We start from the raw sequence: 22573 nt of genomic DNA, 5'->3' as shown, positions 1-22573 counted from the left end.
GTTTTGCGGATGGGGGAGCGGGTTTTGAGGGTGCGCACTCCTGCGCACCCGGGGGTTCATCAAACACGTCGCCATCAATGGCGATAGAGGTTACTTGCTGTGGTATTGGGCTTCGGCGGCAGCAAAGCGCTGCTGTGCCGCTTCTGATGGGCCGCGACCCAGCAAGCTAAATACCACAATCGCGATACTGGCGAACGCGAAACCTGGGATGATTTCATACAGCTCGGCGTAGCCATAATCTTTCCACAGCAGTACGGTTAGCGCGCCAATCACCATACCGGCCAACGCGCCGTTGCGCGTCATGCGTTTCCAGCACACGCCGAACAGCACCACCGGACCAAAGGCGGCACCGAAGCCAGCCCACGCATAGCTCACCAGACCTAACACGCGGTTTTCCGGGTTGGCAGCCAACGCGATAGCAATCAAGGCAATCACCAGCACCATCAAGCGCCCTACCCACACCAGCTCTTTCTGGCTGGCGTTTTTACGCAGGAAGCCTTTATAGAGATCCTCGGTCAGGGCGCTGGAGCACACCAGCAGCTGGCAGCTTAAGGTCGACATCACCGCGGCGAGAATCGCTGAGAGCAAGATACCGGCAATCCACGGATTGAACAGAATACGCGCCAGTTCGATAAAGATACGCTCGCCGTTCTGGCTTACGCCCGCCGCCTGATCGGGATGGTTCTCGAAGTAGGCGATACCAAAGAAGCCCACCGCCACCGCGCCACCCAGGCACAGGATCATCCAAATCATACCGATACGACGCGCGCTGCGGATGGTGTGATGCGAATCGGCCGCCATAAAGCGCGCCAGAATATGCGGCTGCCCAAAGTAGCCAAGTCCCCAACCGAGCAGCGAAATCACCGCGACAAAGTTCAGCCCTTTCAGCATATCGAGGTTTTCAAGGCTCTTCGCCCTGATCACCGCCAGTGAATCATCCAGGCCGCCGACGGCGACAATCACGATAACTGGCGTCAGAATCAGCGCAAAAATCATCAGACTGGCCTGCACGGTATCGGTCCAGCTCACCGCAAGGAAACCGCCCACCAGCGTGTAGAGAATGGTGGCAGCGGCACCTGCCCACAGTGCGGTCTGGTAATCCATACCAAAGGTACTTTCAAACAGACGCGCGCCGGCAACCACGCCAGACGCACAATAGATAGTGAAGAAGATCAGAATCACCACCGCCGAGATAACGCGCAGCAGTTTGCTGTTATCTTCGAAACGGCTGGAGAAGAAGTCTGGCAGGGTTAACGCATTATCGTGATGCTCGGTCTGCACACGCAGACGGCCCGCCACAATGCGCCAGTTCAGCCAGGCACCGATGATCAGGCCGATGGCGATCCAACTTTCGGAGATCCCGGACAGGAAAATGGCGCCCGGCAGGCCCATCAATAACCAGCCGCTCATATCGGAAGCGCCCGCAGAGAGCGCGGTCACGACGCTCCCTAAACTGCGCCCGCCGAGAATATAGTCGTCGAAGCTTTTGGTTGATCGCCAGGCGATGAAACCAATCAGCACCATCCCAAGGATATACACTACAAAGGTCACCAACATCGGTGTACTTACACTCATGAGTCTCTCCACTTATTATTTGATCCATCAAGAGAAATCTTTTTGATCAGCGCTGTCGGAACGGGACAGCAGCCTGGTTTCACCGCATCCAGAGAAAGCGATTTCTCTTGAGGCGCGGTATCCTGCCGCAAAGGGTCGGCGCGCACAATGCATTTAACACAGCTGTTACACCGGTTTCACCTTCCTTCGCTTTTTTAATGCCAGCAGGTTGCGCCTGCTCACAGTTTGAGTTGCACCTCATCGGGTTCAGGAACCGTCTTGTTGCTGGCGGTTGCAACATTGGCGAGTTTCTTGCAGCAATTTTCATGCCGCATTCATCGATTTAACACTTTAGGCGGTTCAAAGCGTGCAACAGAGGTCACATTTAACCTGGTTGCACAAAGTTGCAACATAGGTGATATTGCTGCCACGCAAGCGTTGAATCACTACTTTTGAGGACGAGGACATCATGGGAACGACTACCATGGGGGTGAAGCTGGATGAAGCCACCCGCGATCGCATTAAACTGGCGGCGCAGAAGCTTGACCGCACATCACACTGGCTGATCAAGCAGGCCATTTTTAATTATCTGGAGCAGCTGGAAGCCGGTGAATCCGTGCCGGAAATTCCGCAGTTGCTGATTGATGCCGCCGGTGATGAAAGCGTGCCCGACGAGGCGCTGCAGCCTTTCCTCGACTTCGCCGAACATATTTTACCGCAGTCAGTCAGCCGCTCAGCGATCACCGCTGCATGGCGTCGTCCGGAAACGGATGCGGTGCCAATGCTGCTGGAACAAGCGCGTCTCCCTGCCCCGCTGGCCGAGAAAACCCATCAGCTGGCTTACAGCCTTGCCGATAAGTTGCGGCACCAGAAAGGTGCAACCGGCCGCGCCGGCATGGTGCAAAGCTTGCTGCAGGAGTTCTCACTCTCCTCGCAGGAAGGCGTGGCGCTGATGTGTCTGGCGGAAGCGCTGCTGCGTATTCCGGATAAGCCGACGCGTGATGCGTTAATCCGCGACAAAATCAGCAATGGCAACTGGCAATCGCATCTTGGCCGCAGCCCGTCGATGTTTGTTAACGCCGCCACCTGGGGCTTGCTGTTTACCGGCCGTCTGGTCTCTACCCATAACGAGGCTAATCTGTCGCGCTCGCTCAATCGCATCATCGGTAAAAGCGGCGAACCGCTGATCCGTAAAGGCGTGGACATGGCGATGCGCCTGATGGGCGAGCAGTTTGTTACGGGTGAAACCATCGCCGAAGCGCTGGCCAATGCGCGCAAACTGGAAGAGAAAGGGTTCCGTTACTCATACGACATGCTGGGCGAAGCGGCGCTGACCGCCAGCGATGCCAAAGCCTATTTGGTTTCTTACCAGCAGGCGATTCACGCCATCGGCAAGGCGTCGAACGGTCGCGGTATTTATGAAGGTCCGGGCATCTCCATCAAACTGTCAGCGCTGCATCCGCGCTACAGCCGCGCGCAGTATGAGCGCGTGATGGACGAACTCTACCCGATCCTCAAATCCCTGACGCTGCTGGCGCGCTCGTATGACATCGGTATTAACATCGATGCGGAAGAAGCCGATCGCCTTGAGCTGTCGCTCGATCTGCTGGAAAAACTTTGCTTTGAACCGGAGCTGGAAGGCTGGAACGGCATCGGCTTTGTGATTCAGGCGTATCAGAAGCGCTGTCCGTTCGTGATTGATTCGCTGATTGATTTGGCGCAGCGCAGCCGTCGCCGTCTGATGATTCGACTGGTGAAAGGCGCGTATTGGGACAGCGAAATCAAACGCGCGCAGATCGAAGGTCTGGAAGGCTATCCGGTCTATACCCGCAAGGTGTACACCGACATCTCTTATCTGGCATGCGCGCGCAAACTGCTCGCGGTGCCGAACCTGATCTATCCGCAGTTTGCTACCCACAACGCGCACACGCTGGCGGCGATCTACCAGCTGGCGGGCAATAACTATTATCCAGGCCAGTACGAATTCCAGTGCCTGCACGGCATGGGTGAACCGCTGTATGAGCAGGTTGTCGGTAAAGTGGCCGATGGCAAACTGAACCGACCGTGTCGTATTTATGCGCCGGTCGGTACCCACGAAACGCTGCTGGCGTATCTGGTGCGTCGTCTGCTGGAGAACGGTGCCAATACCTCCTTCGTTAACCGCATCGCTGATAACACCTTGCCGCTGGATGAGCTGGTCGCCGATCCGGTGGCCGCCGTGGAGAAGATGGGCGTCGCGGAAGGCGCGATTGGTTTACCGCATCCGAAAATCCCGCTGCCGCGCGATCTGTATGGCGCCAAACGCGCTAACTCCGCCGGTCTGGATATGGCGAATGAACATCGTCTGGCGTCGCTCTCCAGTGCCCTGCTCAACAGCGCCAGCCAGCCGTGGATTGCCCAACCGCTGGTAGAAGGTGAATTGGGCGAAGGCGTCAGCCGCCCGGTGCTTAACCCTTCTGCACCAGCAGATGTGGTGGGCAGCGTGCGTGAAGCCACTGAAGCCGAAGTCTCGGCTGCACTGGATGCGGCAGTCAATGCCGGTCCAATCTGGTTCGCGACGCCACCGCAGGAGCGTGCCGCGATTCTGGAGCGTGCCGCCGAAGCAATGGAAGGCCAGATGCAGCAGCTGATTGGCCTGCTGGTGCGTGAAGCCGGTAAAACCTACAACAACGCCATCGCCGAAGTGCGTGAAGCGGTTGATTTCCTCTATTACTACGCTGGCATGGTACGCGACGATTTCGATAACGAAACCCATCGCCCGCTTGGTCCGGTGGTGTGCATTAGCCCGTGGAACTTCCCGCTGGCGATCTTTACCGGACAAGTTGCCGCAGCGCTGGCGGCGGGTAACAGCGTGCTGGCAAAACCGGCGGAGCAAACGCCGCTGATTGCCGCGCAGGCGGTGCACATCCTGCTGGATGCCGGCGTACCGGCTGGCGTGTTGCAACTGCTGCCGGGCCAGGGCGAAACCGTGGGTGCGCAACTGACCGGCGACGAGCGCGTGCGCGGTGTGATGTTCACCGGTTCAACCGCGGTGGCGACATTGCTGCAGCGTAATCTGGCCGGTCGTCTCGATCCTCAGGGACGTCCGACGCCGCTGATTGCCGAAACCGGCGGCATGAACGCGATGATCGTGGATTCCTCAGCGCTGACCGAACAGGTGGTGGTGGATATCGTGGCTTCGGCCTTTGATAGTGCCGGTCAACGCTGCTCGGCGCTGCGTCTGCTGTGCGTGCAGGACGATGTGGCCGATCACACGCTGAAAATGCTGCGCGGTGCGATGGCCGAGTGCCGCATGGGCAACCCGGAACGTCTCTCGACCGACATTGGTCCGGTAATCGATGCCGAAGCTAAAGCCAACATCGAACGTCACATTCAGGCGCTGCGCAATAAGGGCTTCACCGTCTATCAGGCGGCGCAGGAGAATCCGCAGGACAGCAAAGAGTGGAACAGCGGCACCTTTATCAAGCCGACGCTGATCGAGCTAGATCAGGTGAGCGATCTGGATAAAGAGGTGTTTGGTCCGGTGCTGCACGTGGTGCGTTTCTCGCGCAATAACTTGCCGCAGCTGGTTGAGCAGATTAACGCGTCGGGTTACGGCCTGACGCTCGGCGTGCATACCCGCATCGATGAAACCATCGCGCAGGTTACGGCGAGCGCTAAAGTCGGCAACCTGTATGTAAACCGCAATATGGTGGGTGCGGTCGTTGGCGTGCAGCCGTTCGGCGGCGAAGGCTTGTCGGGCACCGGTCCAAAAGCCGGTGGTCCGCTCTATCTCTATCGCCTGCTGGCCAACCGTCCAGATGGCGCGCTGCGTATCACCTTTGATCGTCAGGATGCCGAGCGCCCGGTGGATAGCACAGTGCGTGCCGAGCTGATGCGTGCGCATCAGGCATTGCAGCAGTGGGCGCAGGATAAGCCTGAGCTGCTGGCGCTGTGTCAGCGTTACGACGAGCTGGCGCAGGCCGGTACGGTGCGTCTGCTGCCGGGCCCAACCGGCGAGCGCAATACCTTCACCCTGCTGCCGCGCGAACATGTGCTGTGCATCGCCGATAACGCGGAAGACGCGCTGACGCAACTGGCGGCGGTGACCAGCGTCGGCAGTCAGGCCATCTGGCAGGATGATGAGCTGCATCGTGGGCTGCGTACGTCTTTGCCTGCTGCAGTGCAAGCGCACGTCAAGCTGGTAAAGGATGCGCTGGCGGCGGAGTTTGATGCGGTGATTTATCACGGTGATGCCGATCAGCTGCGCAGCCTGTGTGAGCAGGTCGCGGCACGCGATGGCGCGATTGTCTCGGTGCAGGGCTTCGCCCGCGGCGAAACCAATCTGCTGCTGGAGCGTTTGCTGATTGAGCGTTCACTCAGCGTCAATACCGCCGCTGCGGGCGGTAATGCGAGTTTGATGACCATCGGTTAAGACGCGCAATAAAGTGCGCCGCTACAGTCAGTACATGATTTGGTAGCGGCGCGATTCATCGCGTGAATTTTCAGGCCGCAGACTTATTCCGCTTCAACCCGATCAGCGTTGGAAACACAAACAGCGACTGCCCCAATCCACGATTCGTCACCTGCCACACCGCCACCGAACACAGCGAACAGATGCCAACAATCGCCAGCGGATAGAAACAGGCCCACATAATGGAGAACCATGCTTGCTCAAACAGGTGATGGCGCTGGGCGAACAGAATCGCCGACATACCGAAGAACTCAATGAAGATGCGGTGAATCACGTAAATTTGCAGCGTGTTGCGCCCAACCCAATTCAAGTAACTCATCTTGAAACGCGCGTTCAACCAGCGACACGCCGCCACGCTACCCAGCACCGCAAGGATGCACAGGAACAGGCTCTTATCCAGACCAAAGATGATATGCAGGCCCGAGACCGCCGCCAATATCGCCCACGGCACAATGTTGTCACGACGCCATTCACTGAGACGCAGCATCATCGGGCTCCAGAATGCCCCCAGCAGGAAGAACAGGAAATACTGCGCCACGCTTTGGGGTCCCCAATACGGAATGATCTTCTCCACCGCCAGATAGTTGAGCGCAATCGCCACCACCAGCAACGCCACTTTCTGCTGTTTAAAGATCTTGGCGCACAGGAAATAGAGCGCCAGGCCGTAGAGATACCACGAAGTGCTCATGGCGAGGAATGTCAGCTTTAAGAACTCCAGCAGCGAACCGGCATACGCCGCGTTGAGGTTCTGTGAAATACGCTGCCCGGTGATCTCGGTTGAGATGCCGACAATCGACCACCACTGAATAAAGCCCCACAAAATATAGAGATAAAACAGGTTGGTGATGCGACTGGTAAACACCTGTTTCCACGGCCGATTTAAAATACCGTTAGTGGCTAATAAGCCCGAAACAAAGAAAAACGCCGGCATACGCAGCGGCGATAATACGGTATTAAACTGCACCCATATTTCTGCCGGGATCCAACCAGCCGTCAATAATTTCACCGTGCCTTCGAATCCAGGTAATACGGTGTGATACAACACCACCAGTAATATGCAGGCTCCCTTGAGGGTATTTATCCATGCGATATCTTCTTTCCTGGCGTTATTCATATGATGACTCCCGCTGCTGTTGCTGTGTAGGTCTTAAAGAAGAAGGATGAGGAAATAAGCGTTGTAGCATTTATGATTATTAAACGATTATTCAACAGGCAGGGCGGGCATGATGTAGCGAAAGTCCTAAATGTTTTATTGTGGTCCTGATATAACAATACTTTACACATCCAGACAAAAATAGAACCCTGAGCAGGCTAAGGAAATTTGTCTTAATTTGAGTCACTAAAAGAGGATTAAGTAAAATAAGTGTGATCGTTGTCGCGTAGGGAAATTAAGAACAATCCACCCTTTCTTATGCCAGATTAAATTCAAATTCTAAATGTGGATTTATTTAATGTGCCAAATGGATAAGCAGGAATATTAGCGTTGTGCTAGGCGATTTATTACCGCACATTCCGTAGCGGCGCGATTTATCGTGCAATGAATTGCGCCGCTACGGAATGTGCGGCGCGTAATCAACAAAGTTATTGCAGCGGTGCGCTTTTGCTTTCGAGCGCAGGTTTGCGCAGCAGGCGCGGATAGAGAAACAGCATGCGGCCCGGACCACGGTTGAGCAGCGTCCACACCAGCAGCGAAATACTGGTACACAACGCAACGCCGATAATTGGCATCAGTAGCGCCCATGCCCAGCTAAAGACGGTATGGTCAAACCAGCCATAATGCACCGCCAGCACAATCGCACTCAGCCCCAGCAGCTCAATAAAGATGCGGTGCAGCACGTAGATTTGCAGCGTGTTACGGCCAATCCAGTTGAGCCACGCCATATTGAAATGTTCATTGAGCAAGCGGCACAGCACAATGCCAAACACGATGGTCAGCAAGCTGTAGAACGGATTCTTATAGATGCCGCCGACATGGTGCAGCAGGCCAATCAGCGCAATGCCGCCCAACATCAACCAGTGCTGACGCTTCAGTTCGCTCAACTCGATCAACGCCTGGCTGAAGAACACGCCGAGCAGGAAATAGAGATAGTTCTGCGCCACGCTGGCGGGTCCCCAGCCGGGAATCAGGCTAAACTGCGCGGCGTAAGTCGCGACAATCGCCAGCGCCATCAAGGCCATCTTCTGTTTGTGGAACAGCTTGGTGAACAGGAAGAATCCGGCCAGCGCGTAGAGATACCAGAGGCTCGTCATTGAGGTCATCAGCAGCTTAACGAACTCAAACGGCGTGTCCGCATAGGCGGCGTTTTTAGTGCTGGAGAGCCGTTCCCCGAGATGGGTGGAGATGTAGTGAATGCTCAGCCACTGAATGACGCCCCACAGCAGGTAGAGATAGACGATGTTGCTGAACTTCTTGGTGAACACCTCTTTCCAGCTCTTTTTGGTGATTGAACTGGCAGCCAGCAAACCGGAGACAAAAAAGAAGGCCGGCATGCGCAGCGGCGACAGATAGGTGTTAAACGCCACCCACCAGTGCGCTGGCATCAGCCCAGCCGTGAGATGATGCAGCGAAGGCGCGAACGTGGTGATGATGGAATGGTGTAATACCACCATCAAAATGCAGCCCCCTTTGAGCGTGTTGATCCACAGGACCTCTTTCCTGGCAGTTGTCATTGCTATGTCCTAATTGCGCCATGAATTTGTAAAGAATTATTTATATTTACAAAGATGTCTCAATCGGGACTTTCCTAATAAGAAATTACCATAATTCATGTCGGGTACTGGTGAAATTTAAACGTTAAAATTCAAATGTTTATTAAATTCAGGTAAATTGATTTTAGGAAAATACTGAGAAGAAAAATACCGGGAGAGATAAGAAAAGCGTCGCCCTTATCAGGCGACGCTGGGGATTATTGGTTAAGAAACTTGTCGAGAAATTGCCGGGTACGCGCCTGCTGTGGATTGCTGAACAGCGCTTTTGCTGCGCCCTGCTCCACGATGCGTCCCTGATCCATAAAGATGGCGCGATCCGCGACGTCGCGCGCAAAGCTCATCTCATGGGTGACGATCACCATGGTGCGTTTCTCCTGCGCCAGCGCGCGAATGGTGTTGAGCACCTCGCCCACCAGCTCAGGATCAAGCGCCGAGGTCGGCTCATCAAACAGAATCACTTCCGGACGCATCGCCAGCGCGCGAGCAATCGCCACACGCTGCTGCTGTCCACCGGAGAGACGACGTGGAAAACTCTCTTCCTTGCCGTGCAATCCCACTTTCTCCAGCAAACTGCGCGCACGTGCGATGGCTTCCGCCTTCGGCTCGCCCTTCACGATCACCGGCCCTTCAATGATGTTCTCCAGCACCGAGCGGTGCGGGAACAGATTGAAGTTCTGGAACACAAAGCCAACCTGCTGACGCAACTGGCGCACCAGCTGCTTCTGCTTATTGAGGCCGAGCGCCGCATCAATGGCAATATCGCCAACTTTAATACGTCCGCTTTCCGGCACTTCCAGCAAATTGATACTGCGCAGCAGCGTAGTTTTACCGGAGCCGCTTGGCCCGATAATAGCCACCACTTCGCCTGGTGCCACGTCGAGATCGATGCCGTGCAGCACCGTCTGGCCGTGAAACTGCTTCACCAGCTGACGGACTTCAATTGCACTCATTTGCCCTCCCGATCCTGTCGATTCACATGCGCTTCGAGGCGATTTTGCAGCGCCGACAGCACGGTCGCCATCACCCAGTAAATCAGCGAGGCCGCCAGATACATGGTGAACACTTCCAGCGTACGTGAGGTGATCAGCTGCGCCTGACGGAACAGCTCCGGCACCTGAATGGTGGCGGCCAGCGAGGTATCTTTCACCAGGCTGATAAAGCTGTTGCCCAGTGGCGGCAACGCGGTGCGCGCGGCCTGCGGCAGGATCACACGACGCAGCGTTTGCCACGGCGTCATGCCGATGCTGGCAGCGGCTTCCCACTGCCCGCGCTCAATCGCGGCAATCGCACCACGCAGTGATTCAGAGGCGTAAGCGGCGGTATTCAGCGACAGACCAATCATCGCCGACGGAATCGGATCCAGCTCGATACCAAACTGCGGCAGACCGTAATAGATCATAAACAGTTGGGCGATGAGCGGCGTGCCACGGAAAATCGACACGTAGATGCGTGCCAGCCAGTTGATCGGCCAGAAGTGTGACAGGCGCATCAGCGCCAGCACGAAGCCGAGTATCAGGCCGAAGAACATCCCGCCGATACTCAGCTGCAGCGTGAACAGCGCGCCTTTGAGTAAGAATGGTGCTGAATCCAGCACCAGTTGTAAGCTTTCCTGCATTATTTAGTGACGTCCGCGCCGAACCATTTTTCAGACAGTTTGCTCAGCGAGCCATCTTTCTGCATGTCCGCGATGGCGGAGTCGATCGCTTTCAGCAGATCGTCGTTGCCTTTACGCAGCGCCACGCCCGATTCCAGACGGGAGAAGGCCGGGCCCGCTACCGCCATGGTGTCGCCGGTTTTCTTCACCAGATCCAGCGCCGCCAGGCGGTCAACAAGAATGGCGTCTAAACGGCCTGAACGCAGATCCTGATACTTGGTTGGGTCATCATCATAGGTACGCACATCGGCTTTCGGCACGTTATCCTTCAGCCATTGCTCGTAGTTGGAGCCGAGACCAACGCCGACTTTCTTGCCTGCCAGATCGTCTGGCTTGGTGACGGTGGCCGCGTTTTTCTTCAGCGTCAGCGCCTGCACGCCTGAGACGGTGTACGGCGTGGAGAAGTCATACTTCTTTTTGCGCTCTGGCGAGATGGTGACCTGATTGATCACCACGTCGATGCGTTTGGAATCCAGCGAGGCCAGCATGCCGTCCCATTTGGTCGGACGCAGATCGGCTTTAACGCCAAGGTGTTGAGCCAGCGCCTGCGCGAACTCCACTTCGAAGCCGGTCAGCTGGCCTTTTTCATCCTGGAAGCTGAACGGCGGATAAGTGCCTTCCAGACCGACGCGCAGCTCGCCTTTACTCTTTACTTTTGCCAGCAAATCTTCTGCGGCGAAGGATTTAACGTTAACGCCCGCAACCAGCGCGACCGCCATCATGCCCATCACCATTTGGCGACGAAGAGGAGAGAAAGTCATGTTTACCCCATTTATTGTGATGTGTTGTTGTGTGCTTTGTAGAGTCGCCATTTATGGCGATCTCTTCTGAATAACCGCCGGATTATAAACCGTTTTTACGTTCTGTCTCAGACCGAAGGGTGATAAGCAAATAACGCCGGCGATCCACCGGTATGCACGAACAGCAGCGGACCTTCACGACGGAAGCGATTTTGCGCAATGCCATCAATTAATCCCGCCATCGCTTTACCGGTATACACCGGATCGAGCATGATGCCTTCCAGCCGCGCCAGCAGTTTCACCGCCGCCATGCCCTCTTCGTTCGGCTCGCCGTAACGCGGCGCGAAGTAATCATCCCACAAGGTGATTGGCGCTTTGGCCTGCACTTCCAGCTGCTCAGCCAGCGCGCTGCGAATGCGCTCCACCACCGGCAACTGCGCCTCGACTTTGCGCGACACGGTAACGCCAACTAACTCGGTTTCGGGCAACAGCTGTTCCAGACCAATCGCCAAGCCAGCGTGCGTGCCGGCGCTGCCGGAAGCGACCACCACTGCGGCGAAATCCACCACGCCTTCGCTTTGATGCGCAATCTCCTGCGCGCACTCAACGTAGCCGAGCGCACCGAGCGCATTAGAACCGCCAACCGGCACAATATACGGACGGAATCCCTGCGCTTCGAGGTGTTCGGCCTGAGCGGCCAGCTGTTCAGTGGGATTGTGCAGCGCATCAACCATGACGATTTCCACATCCATCAAATCAAGCATCAGGCGATTGCCGTTGCTGAGGTAGTTTTCTGACGTGGTGCCAATCGGGTTTTCCAGCAGCGCCACGCACTTCAGGCCGAGCTTCGCCGCCACGGCGGCGGTTTGACGCACATGGTTAGATTGAATGGCGCCCGCCGTCAGCAGCACATCCGCGCCTTCGCGCAGCGCATCCGCAGCCAGGAATTCGAGTTTACGCAGTTTGTTACCGCCGAGGGCCACCGGCGTGAAGTCATCGCGCTTAATAAAGATATCGCGACCAAGATAGTCAGAAAGCCGTGGCAAATGCTCAAGCGGCGTAGGTGCACCGAGTAATTCAAGACGTGGGAACTGGTGCAGAAGATGTAAGGACAATGCAGCCTCCATTCGGGCAATGTGCAGTTATCCATACAGTGTTGCAGAAGATGAGAAAAGTCGCACCCGGAATTCACCGCGTGCTGCCCTTGTTGCTGTCATGCTCGACAACAACAAGGGTGGGATCTCCCTCAGCCCTGCTGCCAGCCTAAAAACTGGTCATATTTGCGCAGTGCGATGCGGTAATTGTTATTGCCCGCATCAGGCAGATCGTTCTCCAGACATTCATGCCAGCTATTGCCCCGTAAACGATCGGCCGGGAAATTTTTCGCCTTCAGCATGTCATCAAGCCGACGCAAACGTACCACATACTCACGTATGGTACTGTGGCTCATCTCGGTCTGCTCAAACAGGTATTGCTTAAACGCCATAATGTCGAAGTAATTCGGATGGGTATTACAAAATATATCGCTGCAGAAACGACACAAGGCGGTCAATTCTGGCTGGAGTTTCATCCACACCTGATCGTCAATCATTTGGTCCATGCGTGCGATGGCCTCTTTATTGATGATCTGGCCGCGAAAGACTAACGCCATACGATCTAAAACTTTGCCACAGTGTGAACAATTGCTTTGGCTGTGCTTATAGTCTTTAAGATAGCGACTTAACGGTCTGGCTTTAACTTTGGCTCCCATTGCTGAGTCCCCGGTTTTATTGTTTTTTTCGATCGCCAGGAACTGAGACTGTTAGCGCGCCCCCGATAATCGGGCACGCAGGCGTTTGATCGCCTGACTGTGCAGTTGACTGACGCGGGATTCCCCCACTTCCAGCACCGCGCCAATCTCCTTCAGGTTCAGTTCTTCCTGGTAGTACAGTGTGAGCACGAGTTTTTCACGTTCAGGCAAGGCCTCAATCGCTTCAATCACGCGGTCACGTAGGTTTCCTTCCAACAACTGATGAAGCGGGTTGGCTTCCTCATGCCCCTCCGTCACCAGCTCCGCACTGTCGCCGTGTTCTTCCCGATACTCGTCGTAGGAGAAGAGTTGGCTGTTGTTGGTATCGAGCAGAATCTGCCGATACTCCTCCAGCGAAACATTCAGTCGCTCAGCCACTTCCTGCTCAGTAGCCGAGCGCCCCAACGCTTGTTCTACCTGATGCATGGCACCTGCCACTTCGCGCGCATTTCTGCGTACGCTGCGTGGTGCCCAGTCGCGACTGCGCAGCTCATCCAGCATTGCTCCCCGGATACGCTGCACGGCGTAGGTAGTAAAGGCGGTGCCCTGTAGCGCATCGTAGCGCTCCACGGCATTTAATAAGCCAATGCCACCGGCCTGCAGCAGATCGTCAAGCTCAACGCTGGCTGGCAAACGAACCTGCAGGCGCAGCGCTTCATGCCGCACCAGAGGAACGTAGCGCTGCCAGAGCGAATGTTTATCCATCACGCCATCGGCGGTATAGAGATCGTTCACGTTGACTACCCTGCGTTAGTAAAGTTATCGGCATGATTATCCAATTCTGTAGGGGTTTTGATTGGCAGAATAGGCGGGCAAAAGCGAGGTTATTTCAAATTTGTTATGGATGGCGGTGGATCGCACCGCCATCCGCGCGGGCGTTAGCGCAAATTACGCAGTCTTTCCCGCGTGCCAGGCGGCACCGCGTCCCATAATGCGCAAACTTTGCCCTCAAGTGCCTGATAAAAAGGGGTAATCAACGCTTCAGTTTCCAGCGCAGGATTAAACAGCACCTGACCGGTTTCCGCGTTGATGCTTATCATTTTGTTGATAAACAGCCGCTGCAGGTCGCTGCGCAGAAATAAGCCGTTATCGGCGCTGTTATCCGCCAGAAAGCCCTCTTCGTTCTCTTGCGTATCGATGTAGCACGCTTCCACCCACGGCCAGCTGTGACGTTCGGTCAGCTGCGTGCCGGTGATAATGCAGGCGCCGTAGCGCGCTTTTACCGCCGAGGTGAACTCCGCCTGGCTGGAGCGCTGCAGCACTTTGGCTTTCACACGGCGTCCGACTTCGGTGCCGGGCATCACGCCGCTCGGCACTTTGTATTGCGGCGTGCTCAACACCACCAGAAACTGGATTTTGCGCGACAGCGGGAAGCACGGATGCGCCTGCGCATCGAACAGCTGCCAATACTCATCCTCTTCGGTCTGCCGCATCAGCACCAGCTTAAAGCCCCGGCTGTTGAGCAGATTCTGTGCCGCTGCCGAATTGGGATCGAGCATGGCAAACACCTGAGTTTCGCCGACCACTTTCCAGCGCCCTTCTTTACGCGCTTCGTCGTTGCGCCGGAAGTAGAGAAACGCCTGCTGGTTTTTCAGGTAGTGCTCAAAGCGACGCAGATAATTTTTGCGCTCGTTGTCGTCCGAGACAAACAGCAGATCCTCGATCGGGCTGTTGATCTCCTCCTGCGCGAACAGCGCGCGGATCACCAAATTGCGAAAGCTGGTCGACGGGCTCAGCAACCCGCGTGCGGTAAGCTCTTTCTCGTCGGGATGCTGCTGCGTGTAGCGCAGGGCAATCTCTTCGAAGGTCAGTAGCTCACCCGGTAACAAGTCATAATTGAAGCGCATAGACACCCCAGAAACGGAAAAATGTGGTTCAAAAATTGGAATGATTCTGAGGGGAGTTATCGGCAGATTTGGTGCGGACTGTAACAGGTTGGTTACTTTTTTGAGGAAGTAAGGTCGAAGGATAATCGCGGTTTGCTGAGCTTGATTGATTTGGTTTAAGAAGGGAGAAAATAGCGGATGGATTAAATGGCTTTCACGCACATTTTGACCTTGCGCAATAAATTGCGCCGCTACCGAATGTGCATATGAAATGTTCCGTATTCATAAACTACATAGTGTAGTAGCGGCACGATTTATCGCGCGGTTTGGACTTTCGCTGAAATAATCGATTCGTTGCTCGCCGTTAATTCAGCAAACACAATAGTGACAAATCATCATTCATTTTGAATTCATCAATGCGCTGGAAAAATATATCCATGATGGCTTTATTGTGTTTCGTGACCGCGTGGAAGCTATAGATGATATTGATAATATCCTGCTCATCCGGTTCACTCCGGTCCAGCACGCTGAGGGCGATCATCGCACGTAGCAGTCGCCACTCGGCAGTTAATAAATAGAGGCAGGCCAGCGGCGTGCGTGATGCGTAACCGGGAAATGCATCATTATAAATACGGTATTGCAGATAGTTATTGATGACCCACGGACGTTGCGCCAGCCAAGGCTCGACGCGCTGCTGCCAAAGCTGGTCAAGCTCGGCGAGTTTGACGGCTTTCATCTCTTTACTGGTGATATCAGCCTGGAAATGGTGCAGCGGATCAATATAGCGACCCAAGGTATTGCGTCCGCGTGCTGCGCTGCGCTGACGAATGAAACTTTGTAAATGCAGCATGAGCGCCCACTGCAATTCCACATTGGGTTGCAATGACTGCATATTATTTTCGGTGGCATGGCTTTCTAAGCCCTGCAACAGCGAAACAAAAACATGTTCCAAACGGGCAAAGTTATCTGGGGCGCCTGCCGGTAATTTATCCAGCATTAAAAACAGCATTGCCACACTATAAAGTCCCTGCTCAATACGAATGTCACTCTGTCTCATCAATGTGGCGCACATCAGATTGAGCAGTTTCTTCTCATCTTTTATTTCCTGCTCAGAATTGAACTGCTTTTGTAATTCAGTGCGTTGTTGTAATGCCATGCTGTCAAGATCGGTTAATACCAAACGCGCCGCTTCCGGGCAGGAGAGCGTCAGGGTTTTGCTCACTTCGCGTTTGCTGGTGTTCTGCGCGCGGGGATAGGTTGCGCAAGTTGGACTTAGTGCTTTGGCACCTAACTCTTTGTGTACTTTGCACAGCTTCTGCTCATCAATAAAAGCACAGTTGCCTTCATCGTTGAGTTTCATTACGCCCCAATTCGCATGCCCTTTTTTATGGACATTAATATGCTCAGTAGCGATCTGTTTAATTTCAATTTTCTGACTGTTTAAGTATTTGCTAACCGAAGATTTATCCAGATAAATATCCCAGCCGCCGCAACAGTGTTCACGACAGTCGCTGCCGACACACTGAAAGGTGGTGACAAATACAGGTTCAGTGATCGCAATCTCTTTCATTGCTCGGCTCCTGAGAAAAACAAAAAGAAAAAGGCGACATAGCGTCGCCTTTTTGTCACAGTGCTGCGGCTAATTAGCCCTGCAGCAGAGTCAGTGCAGACTGTGGAACCTGGTTCGCTTTAGCCAGTACGTTAGTACCAGCCTGCTGCAGGATCTGTGCACGAGACATGTTTGAAACTTCAGTCGCGTAGTCAGCATCTTGGATACGAGACTGAGCAGCAGACAGGTTGGTAGAGGTGTTGTTCAGGTTAGTGATAGCTGATTCGAAACGGTTCTGAACCGCACCCAGGCCGCTACGTGCTTTGTCAACTAGTGCAATAGCATCATCAATGGTTTTCAGTACAGTAGTGCTTGCCGTTGTCAGGTCGACTGCATCAACACCTAAATCAGTTGTGCCCGCCTTTGCAGCGTTCAAATCCAAGTCGATGGTTTCTGCGTCATTTGCGCCAACCTGAATCTTAACGACGCCAGCAGTTCCAGCGGAACCATCCAGCAATTTGGTGCCGTTGAAAGAGGTCTGGGTTGCAACGCGGTCGATCTCTTCCAAACGTGCTTTCACTTCATCCTGCAGAGAAGACAGGTCAGAGGTGTTATTGGTGCCGTTGTTCGCTTGAACAGCCAGCTCACGAATACGCTGTAAGTTGTTGTTGATTTCGTTCAATGCGCCTTCAGCAGTCTGCGCCATTGAAATACCGTCGTTAGCGTTACGTGCAGCCTGGTTCATACCACGGATGTTTGAAGTCATACGGTTGGCAATCGCCTGACCAGCAGCATCGTCTTTAGCGCTGTTGATACGCAGACCAGAAGACAGACGCTCAATAGCAGTGCCCAAAGAGGACGCTGATTTGTTCAGGTTGTTCTGAGTGGTCAGTGACAGAATATTTGAATTAATAACGCCCATGATTTCAGTCCTTAATAAAGTTTAGGTTTCGTGAGAAGCGCCGTGGCACATCTCGCAGTCAAAAAGGGTATCGGCACGGTTTTTGGTAGCTTTAGAAAAAAAGTAAAAAAATCATCTTTTCATTCTAAATCAAATGGATAATCACCACGCCATTTCCTCTATACTCTGCTCACCTGCTTAATTAAGGCGATTACGCGATACGCATTTTACCTCAGGCGCACTGTGAATCTTTTATGACTTCTCTTTCTTATATGATCATACGCGTTTATCCCTCACGGCTTAACGGCAGAAACAAACCGTTATCAGGTCGTACCTTTGGCGATTAGAAAATAAAAAGCGGCGTAAACTTCCTGGCTGACTTGCCGATAACAGCAGAACATTAAACTGCCCGAGGGATGTGTCATGGCTGGAATTAGTAACCTGAACGTGGGTGGGGGTCTTGAACTCGGCACCCTGTACACACAGCTGGAAACCGCTGAAAATACCAAACTGACCGCAATCACCACCCAGCAAACGAAAGCGCAGAGTAAAGTCACCGCGTTGGGCCAACTGCAGAGTGCGCTGGCTTCGCTGCAAACGGCCGCTGCCAAATTGAAAAGCGCAGATACTTTCAACGCCACCGCCGTCACCAGTACCAACACCGCATTCAGCGCCACTACCAGCAGCAGCGCGGTAGCCGGCACCTATAGCGTGTCCGTTTCCCAGATCGCCACGGCGCAGAGCCTGATTTCTCAGCCGATCGCCGATGCCACTAATGTTGGTGACAGCAGTGCGACAGGTCGTACCATCACGCTGACCCAAGGGAGCGGCGATCCCGTCACCATTAAGCTTGACGATGGTCAACTGTCATTGAGCGGCGTCGTTAAAGCGATAAACGCCAGCGGTGCCAATGTGTCTGCCACCACCATTAAAGGAAGCGATGGCAACTTCCGTCTGTTGATTACCTCAAAAGAGACCGGCACCGCGAATGACATCACGTTGAGCGTGAATAACGACTCTACGTTGCAAGGCGTTATCGGTTTCGACAGCGGCAGCGGCACAGGCGCGATGTCCGTGCAAACTGCATCGCAGAACGCGATGTTGAAAGTGAACGGCATTGATGTGGAAAGTGCCAGCAACGTCATCACTGGCGCGCCTGATGGCGTAACCCTGACGCTAAAAGCGGCGACCACGTCTGATGAAAGCTTGGTCGTGGGCAAATCCACTACGGCAGTACAAACTGCGATTACTGACTTCGTCACGGCCTACAACAAAGTGAACTCGGTGATTGCCAGCGTGACCAAATACACCAGCGTAGCCACCGGTGACGATCAGGATACGTCCAACGGTGCGTTAGTGGGTGACAGCACGGTGCGTTCAGTGCAATCACAGCTCAGCAACATGATCACTCAGGTACAAAGCGGCGGCAGCTTCGTGATTTTGGCGCAAATGGGCGTCACCATCGATCCTAGTAAAGGCACTGATGGTTCACTCGGCAACCTGAAAGTAGACAGCACCAAACTGACCGCAGCCTTAACTGACAACCCGCAGGCGGTGACGCAGTTCTTCGTTGGCGACGGCAAAACCACCGGATTGGGCACGCAGATCAATACCAAATTGACCGATATGCTCAGCACATCGGTCGGTAAAGAAGGCCTGATGAAAAACGCCATTGATGGTTTTAACAATCAATTGGATGAGTTGGGCGATCGCTACGAAAAAATGCAAACAACGATTGATGCAACGATGGCGCGCTACAAATCTCAGTTCACAGCGCTCAACACTTTGATCACCCAAATGAACAGTACGTCGAGCTATCTGACACAACAATTCAGCTCAACGTCTTCTTCATCCAGCAGCTAAGGAAAGGTTATGTACAACCAGTCTGGTGCTAACGCCTATGCCCGCGTCGGGCTGGAAAGCTCTGTGATGAGCGCCAGCCAAGAACAGCTGATGACCATGCTGTTTGAAGGGGCGCTCAGCGCATTAATTCGAGCCCGTCTGTTTATGCAGGACGGCAACATCGAAGGTAAAGGTAACGCGCTAGCTAAAGCCGGTAATATCATTGAAAACGGTCTTCGACTGAGTCTACCGAAAGAAGGCAGCGATGAGTTGAGTGATAATTTGATCGCGCTTTACGCCTATATGCAACGCAGAATCGTGCACGCTAATCGTCACAATGATGTTGAAGCAATAGAAGAAGTTGAAACTTTGCTGCGCAACATTGCCGATGCCTGGAAACAGTCATTGGAAATCGCCACAGCAGAAAGAGAAACCGGATGATGAATACTTCACCTATGCTGCAAATGCACTATCAACGCCTGCTGGAGTTGAGCCAATCTTTGCTGCGTTTAGCGCGCAGCGAAAATTGGGATGAATTGTTGACGTTGCACCCCAGCTATTTTGTCGCAGTCAATGAAATTCAACGCATTTCGCTGGAGAACCCGCCAAGCCCGAATGCATTGAGCCAATTACGTCCTCTTTTGAAGCAGTTGCTGGATAATGAAGAAGCGTTGAAGCAATTAGTTATTCAGCGTCAGGGCCAGTTGCAACAGCTGAACAGCAACAATATTCAGCAAAAAACGGTAATGAACGCCTACAGCCAGTTATCGGGTAAAGTGTTGTTGCCGCGAGATGTGTCATAACGTCTCGAAAAGCGTTTTAATGGACTTTACGTGAAAATAAGAGGTCGATCATGCCTCTTAATATCGCCAATAAAAGGGATTTTGACTGCTAAGCTACGTTATACCATTGGAAATCTTTATCAGCAGGAACCCTATCGATGAAATCTAATCAATTGTTAGGATGGTATGAGCAACTGTTATCACAAAGTAACACCATGATCCTGCAAGCTAAAAATGGTCATTGGGAAGATTTAATTGAAAGCGAAATGATCTATCTGCAAAGTGTTGAAGTCATCTTAATGGAACAATTGAACGACGGTTATGCTTCCATAACCCAAAAAAAGATTCACTCGCTGTTGAATAAACTTTTAGCCAATGAAAACGAACTTAAGTGTTTACTTAGCTCTCGCATGGATGAAATACGTTCGCAGCCGTCTGCTGCAACACAATAAGTATGTGTGATTTTAATTATGGAATGTTTTCCTGGGAAATTTGGTTTTAATCAATAAAAAAGGTAAGAGTGCACTTCTTACCCTTTTTTATTTGCGCGCTAGCAAAGTTGATAAGCGCTTACTTTTGCATTACAACCGGACGCATAATCTCTGGCTCGATATTCTGAATCACCGCCTCATTCGGACGCTTCGCCACTTCTTCCAGCGCCTGCTGGCACTCAACGGTTGGGCGATCCACTTTACGCAGTCTCAATCCATCGTAACGCAGCTCACCGTTCTCCAGCACCAGCGGCATCACGCGCACCTGACGCGTCACGTTAACCCAGTCATCGCCCAGACGCGTTAATTTGCCCGGTTTGGCAATCACGCGCTGCCACTGACGGCAATCCAGCGTGTCGCCTTCGGCACCAATAATCAGGCTGCCCATCGCTTGCTTGCTGATCAGCTTGCTTTGCGGCCCTACAGTTTGCCAGTTGCCTTGCAGCTCCAGTGGTGCCGGGGTTTTCACCGCCTGGTCATAATTGCTGATCTGCGCACAGCCACTCAGCGCCAGCGCGGCCACTATCATCCACTTTTTCATTCTCGGTCCCTACACTCGCATCAATGGCGGCTACGTTATAATTTTTCCCGCGGGTTGCGCAAGGTATCTGCTGCGCGCCACATGATTTTCCTCAAGCTGCTCACTTCTGCGCCGATAACTCTTCTGGAGTTAAAAGTGCCTGTAAAAACAATAATGACCGATTACACACTCACCTTCGTTACGGAGAATCCCGTTATGCGATTGACCCTTCGCGCGCGTCTGACATCGATTGTTGGCCTGCTGTGCATTTTACTGATTGTTGCCGCCATCTGGGGAATCATCGGCCTGCGCGCCGCCGACCAACGGGCGCAAAACGCCTACCAGAATGAGCTGTTACCGCTGCAATATTCATCCCGCCTGTACCGCATGGTGCAGGAACAATCCGCGACCCTGTTCGATGCCCTGCGCTACTGGACCGACAGCAGCGAAGTGGAGAAACGTCTGGCGCGCATCGCGCACTATGGCGAGCAGATAGCCAAAGACCGCCAAACCTGGCAGCAGCTGTCGTTTGATGCGCAAACCAAACCGCTTAGCCAGCAATTCATCAGCCATCTCGATGGCTGGCAAACCGCGCTGAAAGATGCCGGTGAACTGCTAAAGGGCGGCAACCCGTCCGGCGCGCTGGTGGTGATTGAAACCCGCCTGCGCAGCGGCAGCCAGCTGCTGCAACAGGACATCGATCAGCTTGATGCGTTAATGCGCCAGCATGCGGAACTCACCTATCAGCAGAGCAACAGCGATTACCAGCTGGCGCGTAACAGCCTGATTATCATATTGCTGGTCGGGCTGAGCGTGGCGCTGGTGTTCGGCTGGCTGCTGATACGCTCGATCAACCGCTCGATTGCTCAGGCGCGCGAGCTGGCCGAATCGATTGCGGCTGGTGAACTGAACCACGATATCGGCAGCGTTTCACGCGATGAGATGGGCGAACTGATGCAGTCGCTGCTGCGCATGGATGTGCGTCTGGCGGAGATCGTGCGCGACGTGGGCGAAAGCGCCACTGCGCTGAGTGATGCGGCGCGTCAGATGGCCGATGGCAATGACGATCTCTCTGAGCGCACCCATTCGCAGGCCAGCTCGCTGGAACAAACCGCCGCCAGCATGGAGCAAATGACCGCCACGGTAAAACATAATGCCGATAACGCTGCACAGGCCAACGAACTGGCCACCGACGTGCGTCATCAGGCCGAACGTGGCAGCAGCGTGCTGCGTGATGCGGTCAGCGCGATGGAGGAGATCGAATCTTCCAGCAAACGCATCGCGGATATCAACCGGGTGATCGATGAGATCGCCTTCCAGACCAACCTGCTGGCGCTCAACGCAGCGGTTGAAGCAGCACGCGCCGGTGAACAGGGACGCGGCTTTGCCGTGGTGGCGTCCGAAGTGCGTCAGCTGGCGCAGCGGTCCGCCGGGGCCGCCCACGAGATCAAAGCGTTAATCGATGCCAGCGTGGGTAAAGTGGAAGCCGGCAGTGCGCTGGTGCAGCGTTCCGGCGCAATGCTCAATGACATCAATCAGGGCGTGGCGCGCGTGGTGGATATTGTCGGTGAAATTGCCGTGGCCAGCCGCCAGCAATCCAGCGGCATTGAGCAGGTCAACACCGCAGTGATTCAGATGGATGGCGCGACGCAGCAGAACGCCTCGCTGGTGCAGGAAGCCAGCGCCGCCAGCCAGACCGTTAGCGAACATGCCGGATTGCTGGTGGAGAAGATGGCCTTCTTCCGCCTGCAGCAGCGCTAAGG

At 54.0% G+C, this 22573-nt stretch carries 19 protein-coding genes; 6 read left to right on the top strand and 13 right to left on the bottom strand.

Translation table 11 applies throughout. The features are described from left to right. Window positions 1-90: 90 nt before the first annotated feature. Window positions 91-1575 carry a sodium/proline symporter PutP gene (gene putP, locus KVT28_RS00495; protein WP_110866398.1) on the bottom strand — a complete coding sequence of 495 codons (1485 nt, stop codon included), beginning with the start codon at window positions 1573-1575 and terminating at the stop codon, window positions 91-93. A 448-nt stretch (window positions 1576-2023) separates the two neighbouring features. On the opposite strand from putP, the gene putA reads away from it, so the two are divergent. Further along, a complete protein-coding gene (gene putA, locus KVT28_RS00490; protein WP_217546301.1) occupies window positions 2024-5968 on the top strand; it encodes a trifunctional transcriptional regulator/proline dehydrogenase/L-glutamate gamma-semialdehyde dehydrogenase in 3945 nt (1314 codons plus the stop codon). 70 nt (window positions 5969-6038) lie between these two features. On the opposite strand, the gene KVT28_RS00485 is transcribed toward putA, so the two are convergent. The 11 genes from KVT28_RS00485 to KVT28_RS00435 form a co-directional block, all read right to left on the bottom strand. After that, window positions 6039-7121: an acyltransferase family protein gene (locus KVT28_RS00485; RefSeq protein ID WP_217546298.1), complete on the bottom strand. Its 1083-nt coding sequence runs from the start codon at window positions 7119-7121 to the stop codon at window positions 6039-6041. Window positions 7122-7588: 467 nt separating this feature from the next. Next, the gene (locus KVT28_RS00480; protein ID WP_217546296.1) at window positions 7589-8677 is read right to left on the bottom strand and encodes an acyltransferase family protein; all 1089 of its coding nucleotides are present in this window, start codon (window positions 8675-8677) and stop codon (window positions 7589-7591) included. 236 nt (window positions 8678-8913) lie between these two features. Continuing rightward, the gene (gene tcyN / locus KVT28_RS00475; protein WP_064739083.1) at window positions 8914-9666 is read right to left on the bottom strand and encodes an L-cystine ABC transporter ATP-binding protein TcyN; all 753 of its coding nucleotides are present in this window, start codon (window positions 9664-9666) and stop codon (window positions 8914-8916) included. After that, window positions 9663-10331: a cystine ABC transporter permease gene (tcyL, locus tag KVT28_RS00470; protein WP_064739084.1), complete on the bottom strand. Its 669-nt coding sequence runs from the start codon at window positions 10329-10331 to the stop codon at window positions 9663-9665. The genes tcyN and tcyL overlap by 4 nt, the downstream gene beginning before the upstream one ends. Further along, window positions 10331-11131: a cystine ABC transporter substrate-binding protein gene (tcyJ, locus tag KVT28_RS00465; RefSeq protein ID WP_176970384.1), complete on the bottom strand. Its 801-nt coding sequence runs from the start codon at window positions 11129-11131 to the stop codon at window positions 10331-10333. The genes tcyL and tcyJ overlap by 1 nt, the downstream gene beginning before the upstream one ends. A gap of 107 nt (window positions 11132-11238) precedes the next feature. Next, the gene (locus KVT28_RS00460; RefSeq protein ID WP_217546293.1) at window positions 11239-12225 is read right to left on the bottom strand and encodes a D-cysteine desulfhydrase; all 987 of its coding nucleotides are present in this window, start codon (window positions 12223-12225) and stop codon (window positions 11239-11241) included. Between the two features lie 131 nt (window positions 12226-12356). Next, a complete protein-coding gene (gene fliZ / locus KVT28_RS00455; RefSeq protein ID WP_007891377.1) occupies window positions 12357-12860 on the bottom strand; it encodes a flagella biosynthesis regulatory protein FliZ in 504 nt (167 codons plus the stop codon). 51 nt (window positions 12861-12911) lie between these two features. Further along, window positions 12912-13634: an RNA polymerase sigma factor FliA gene (locus KVT28_RS00450; protein ID WP_007891379.1), complete on the bottom strand. Its 723-nt coding sequence runs from the start codon at window positions 13632-13634 to the stop codon at window positions 12912-12914. Window positions 13635-13777: 143 nt separating this feature from the next. Then, entirely contained in the window at window positions 13778-14746 is a 969-nt protein-coding gene (locus KVT28_RS00445; protein WP_101764045.1) for an HNH endonuclease signature motif containing protein, read from the bottom strand. A 343-nt stretch (window positions 14747-15089) separates the two neighbouring features. Next, entirely contained in the window at window positions 15090-16295 is a 1206-nt protein-coding gene (gene fliB / locus KVT28_RS00440; protein WP_101764044.1) for a flagellin lysine-N-methylase, read from the bottom strand. A 73-nt stretch (window positions 16296-16368) separates the two neighbouring features. Next, complete coding sequence (locus KVT28_RS00435; protein WP_101764043.1) at window positions 16369-17196, bottom strand: flagellin; 828 nt, start codon at window positions 17194-17196, stop codon at window positions 16369-16371. Window positions 17197-17598: 402 nt separating this feature from the next. On the opposite strand from KVT28_RS00435, the gene fliD reads away from it, so the two are divergent. From fliD to fliT (KVT28_RS00415), 4 genes are all read left to right on the top strand, one after another. Then, window positions 17599-19038, top strand: a complete 1440-nt coding sequence (fliD, locus tag KVT28_RS00430; RefSeq protein WP_101764042.1) for a flagellar filament capping protein FliD — start codon at window positions 17599-17601, stop codon at window positions 19036-19038. A 9-nt stretch (window positions 19039-19047) separates the two neighbouring features. Then, a complete protein-coding gene (gene fliS / locus KVT28_RS00425; protein ID WP_101764041.1) occupies window positions 19048-19458 on the top strand; it encodes a flagellar export chaperone FliS in 411 nt (136 codons plus the stop codon). After that, a complete protein-coding gene (gene fliT / locus KVT28_RS00420; protein ID WP_101764040.1) occupies window positions 19455-19820 on the top strand; it encodes a flagellar protein FliT in 366 nt (121 codons plus the stop codon). Before fliS ends, fliT (KVT28_RS00420) begins: the two co-directional genes overlap by 4 nt. Before the next feature lie 137 nt (window positions 19821-19957). Beyond that, complete coding sequence (gene fliT / locus KVT28_RS00415) at window positions 19958-20251, top strand: flagellar protein FliT (RefSeq protein ID WP_217546291.1); 294 nt, start codon at window positions 19958-19960, stop codon at window positions 20249-20251. A gap of 118 nt (window positions 20252-20369) precedes the next feature. On the opposite strand, the gene yedD is transcribed toward fliT (KVT28_RS00415), so the two are convergent. Then, the gene (yedD, locus tag KVT28_RS00410) at window positions 20370-20831 is read right to left on the bottom strand and encodes a lipoprotein YedD (RefSeq protein WP_217546289.1); all 462 of its coding nucleotides are present in this window, start codon (window positions 20829-20831) and stop codon (window positions 20370-20372) included. Between the two features lie 195 nt (window positions 20832-21026). Between yedD and KVT28_RS00405 the strand changes: the two genes are divergently transcribed. Continuing rightward, the gene (locus KVT28_RS00405) at window positions 21027-22571 is read left to right on the top strand and encodes a methyl-accepting chemotaxis protein (RefSeq protein ID WP_217546286.1); all 1545 of its coding nucleotides are present in this window, start codon (window positions 21027-21029) and stop codon (window positions 22569-22571) included. The last annotated feature ends 2 nt before the right edge of the window (window positions 22572-22573 follow it).

The organism is Pantoea sp. GbtcB22 (assembly GCF_019091025.1).
In the GTDB taxonomy this organism is placed as follows: domain Bacteria; phylum Pseudomonadota; class Gammaproteobacteria; order Enterobacterales; family Enterobacteriaceae; genus Pantoea; species Pantoea leporis.
The sequence above is the reverse complement of the archived record's forward strand: the minus strand, read 5'-3'. Positions and strand labels throughout refer to the sequence as shown.

Coding starts and splice junctions, on each gene's coding strand:
- KVT28_RS00435 (WP_101764043.1), bottom strand. CDS start 17,196: ATGGGCGTTATTAATTCAAATATTCTGTCACTGACCACTCAGAACAAC.
- KVT28_RS00445 (WP_101764045.1), bottom strand. CDS start 14,746: ATGCGCTTCAATTATGACTTGTTACCGGGTGAGCTACTGACCTTCGAA.
- fliT (WP_101764040.1), top strand. CDS start 19,455: ATGATGAATACTTCACCTATGCTGCAAATGCACTATCAACGCCTGCTG.
- fliB (WP_101764044.1), bottom strand. CDS start 16,295: ATGAAAGAGATTGCGATCACTGAACCTGTATTTGTCACCACCTTTCAG.
- fliZ (WP_007891377.1), bottom strand. CDS start 12,860: ATGGGAGCCAAAGTTAAAGCCAGACCGTTAAGTCGCTATCTTAAAGAC.
- putA (WP_217546301.1), top strand. CDS start 2,024: ATGGGAACGACTACCATGGGGGTGAAGCTGGATGAAGCCACCCGCGAT.
- tcyJ (WP_176970384.1), bottom strand. CDS start 11,131: ATGACTTTCTCTCCTCTTCGTCGCCAAATGGTGATGGGCATGATGGCG.
- KVT28_RS00480 (WP_217546296.1), bottom strand. CDS start 8,677: ATGACAACTGCCAGGAAAGAGGTCCTGTGGATCAACACGCTCAAAGGG.
- fliS (WP_101764041.1), top strand. CDS start 19,048: ATGTACAACCAGTCTGGTGCTAACGCCTATGCCCGCGTCGGGCTGGAA.
- KVT28_RS00405 (WP_217546286.1), top strand. CDS start 21,027: ATGCGATTGACCCTTCGCGCGCGTCTGACATCGATTGTTGGCCTGCTG.
- KVT28_RS00485 (WP_217546298.1), bottom strand. CDS start 7,121: ATGAATAACGCCAGGAAAGAAGATATCGCATGGATAAATACCCTCAAG.
- fliD (WP_101764042.1), top strand. CDS start 17,599: ATGGCTGGAATTAGTAACCTGAACGTGGGTGGGGGTCTTGAACTCGGC.
- putP (WP_110866398.1), bottom strand. CDS start 1,575: ATGAGTGTAAGTACACCGATGTTGGTGACCTTTGTAGTGTATATCCTT.
- tcyN (WP_064739083.1), bottom strand. CDS start 9,666: ATGAGTGCAATTGAAGTCCGTCAGCTGGTGAAGCAGTTTCACGGCCAG.
- tcyL (WP_064739084.1), bottom strand. CDS start 10,331: ATGCAGGAAAGCTTACAACTGGTGCTGGATTCAGCACCATTCTTACTC.
- fliT (WP_217546291.1), top strand. CDS start 19,958: ATGAAATCTAATCAATTGTTAGGATGGTATGAGCAACTGTTATCACAA.
- yedD (WP_217546289.1), bottom strand. CDS start 20,831: ATGAAAAAGTGGATGATAGTGGCCGCGCTGGCGCTGAGTGGCTGTGCG.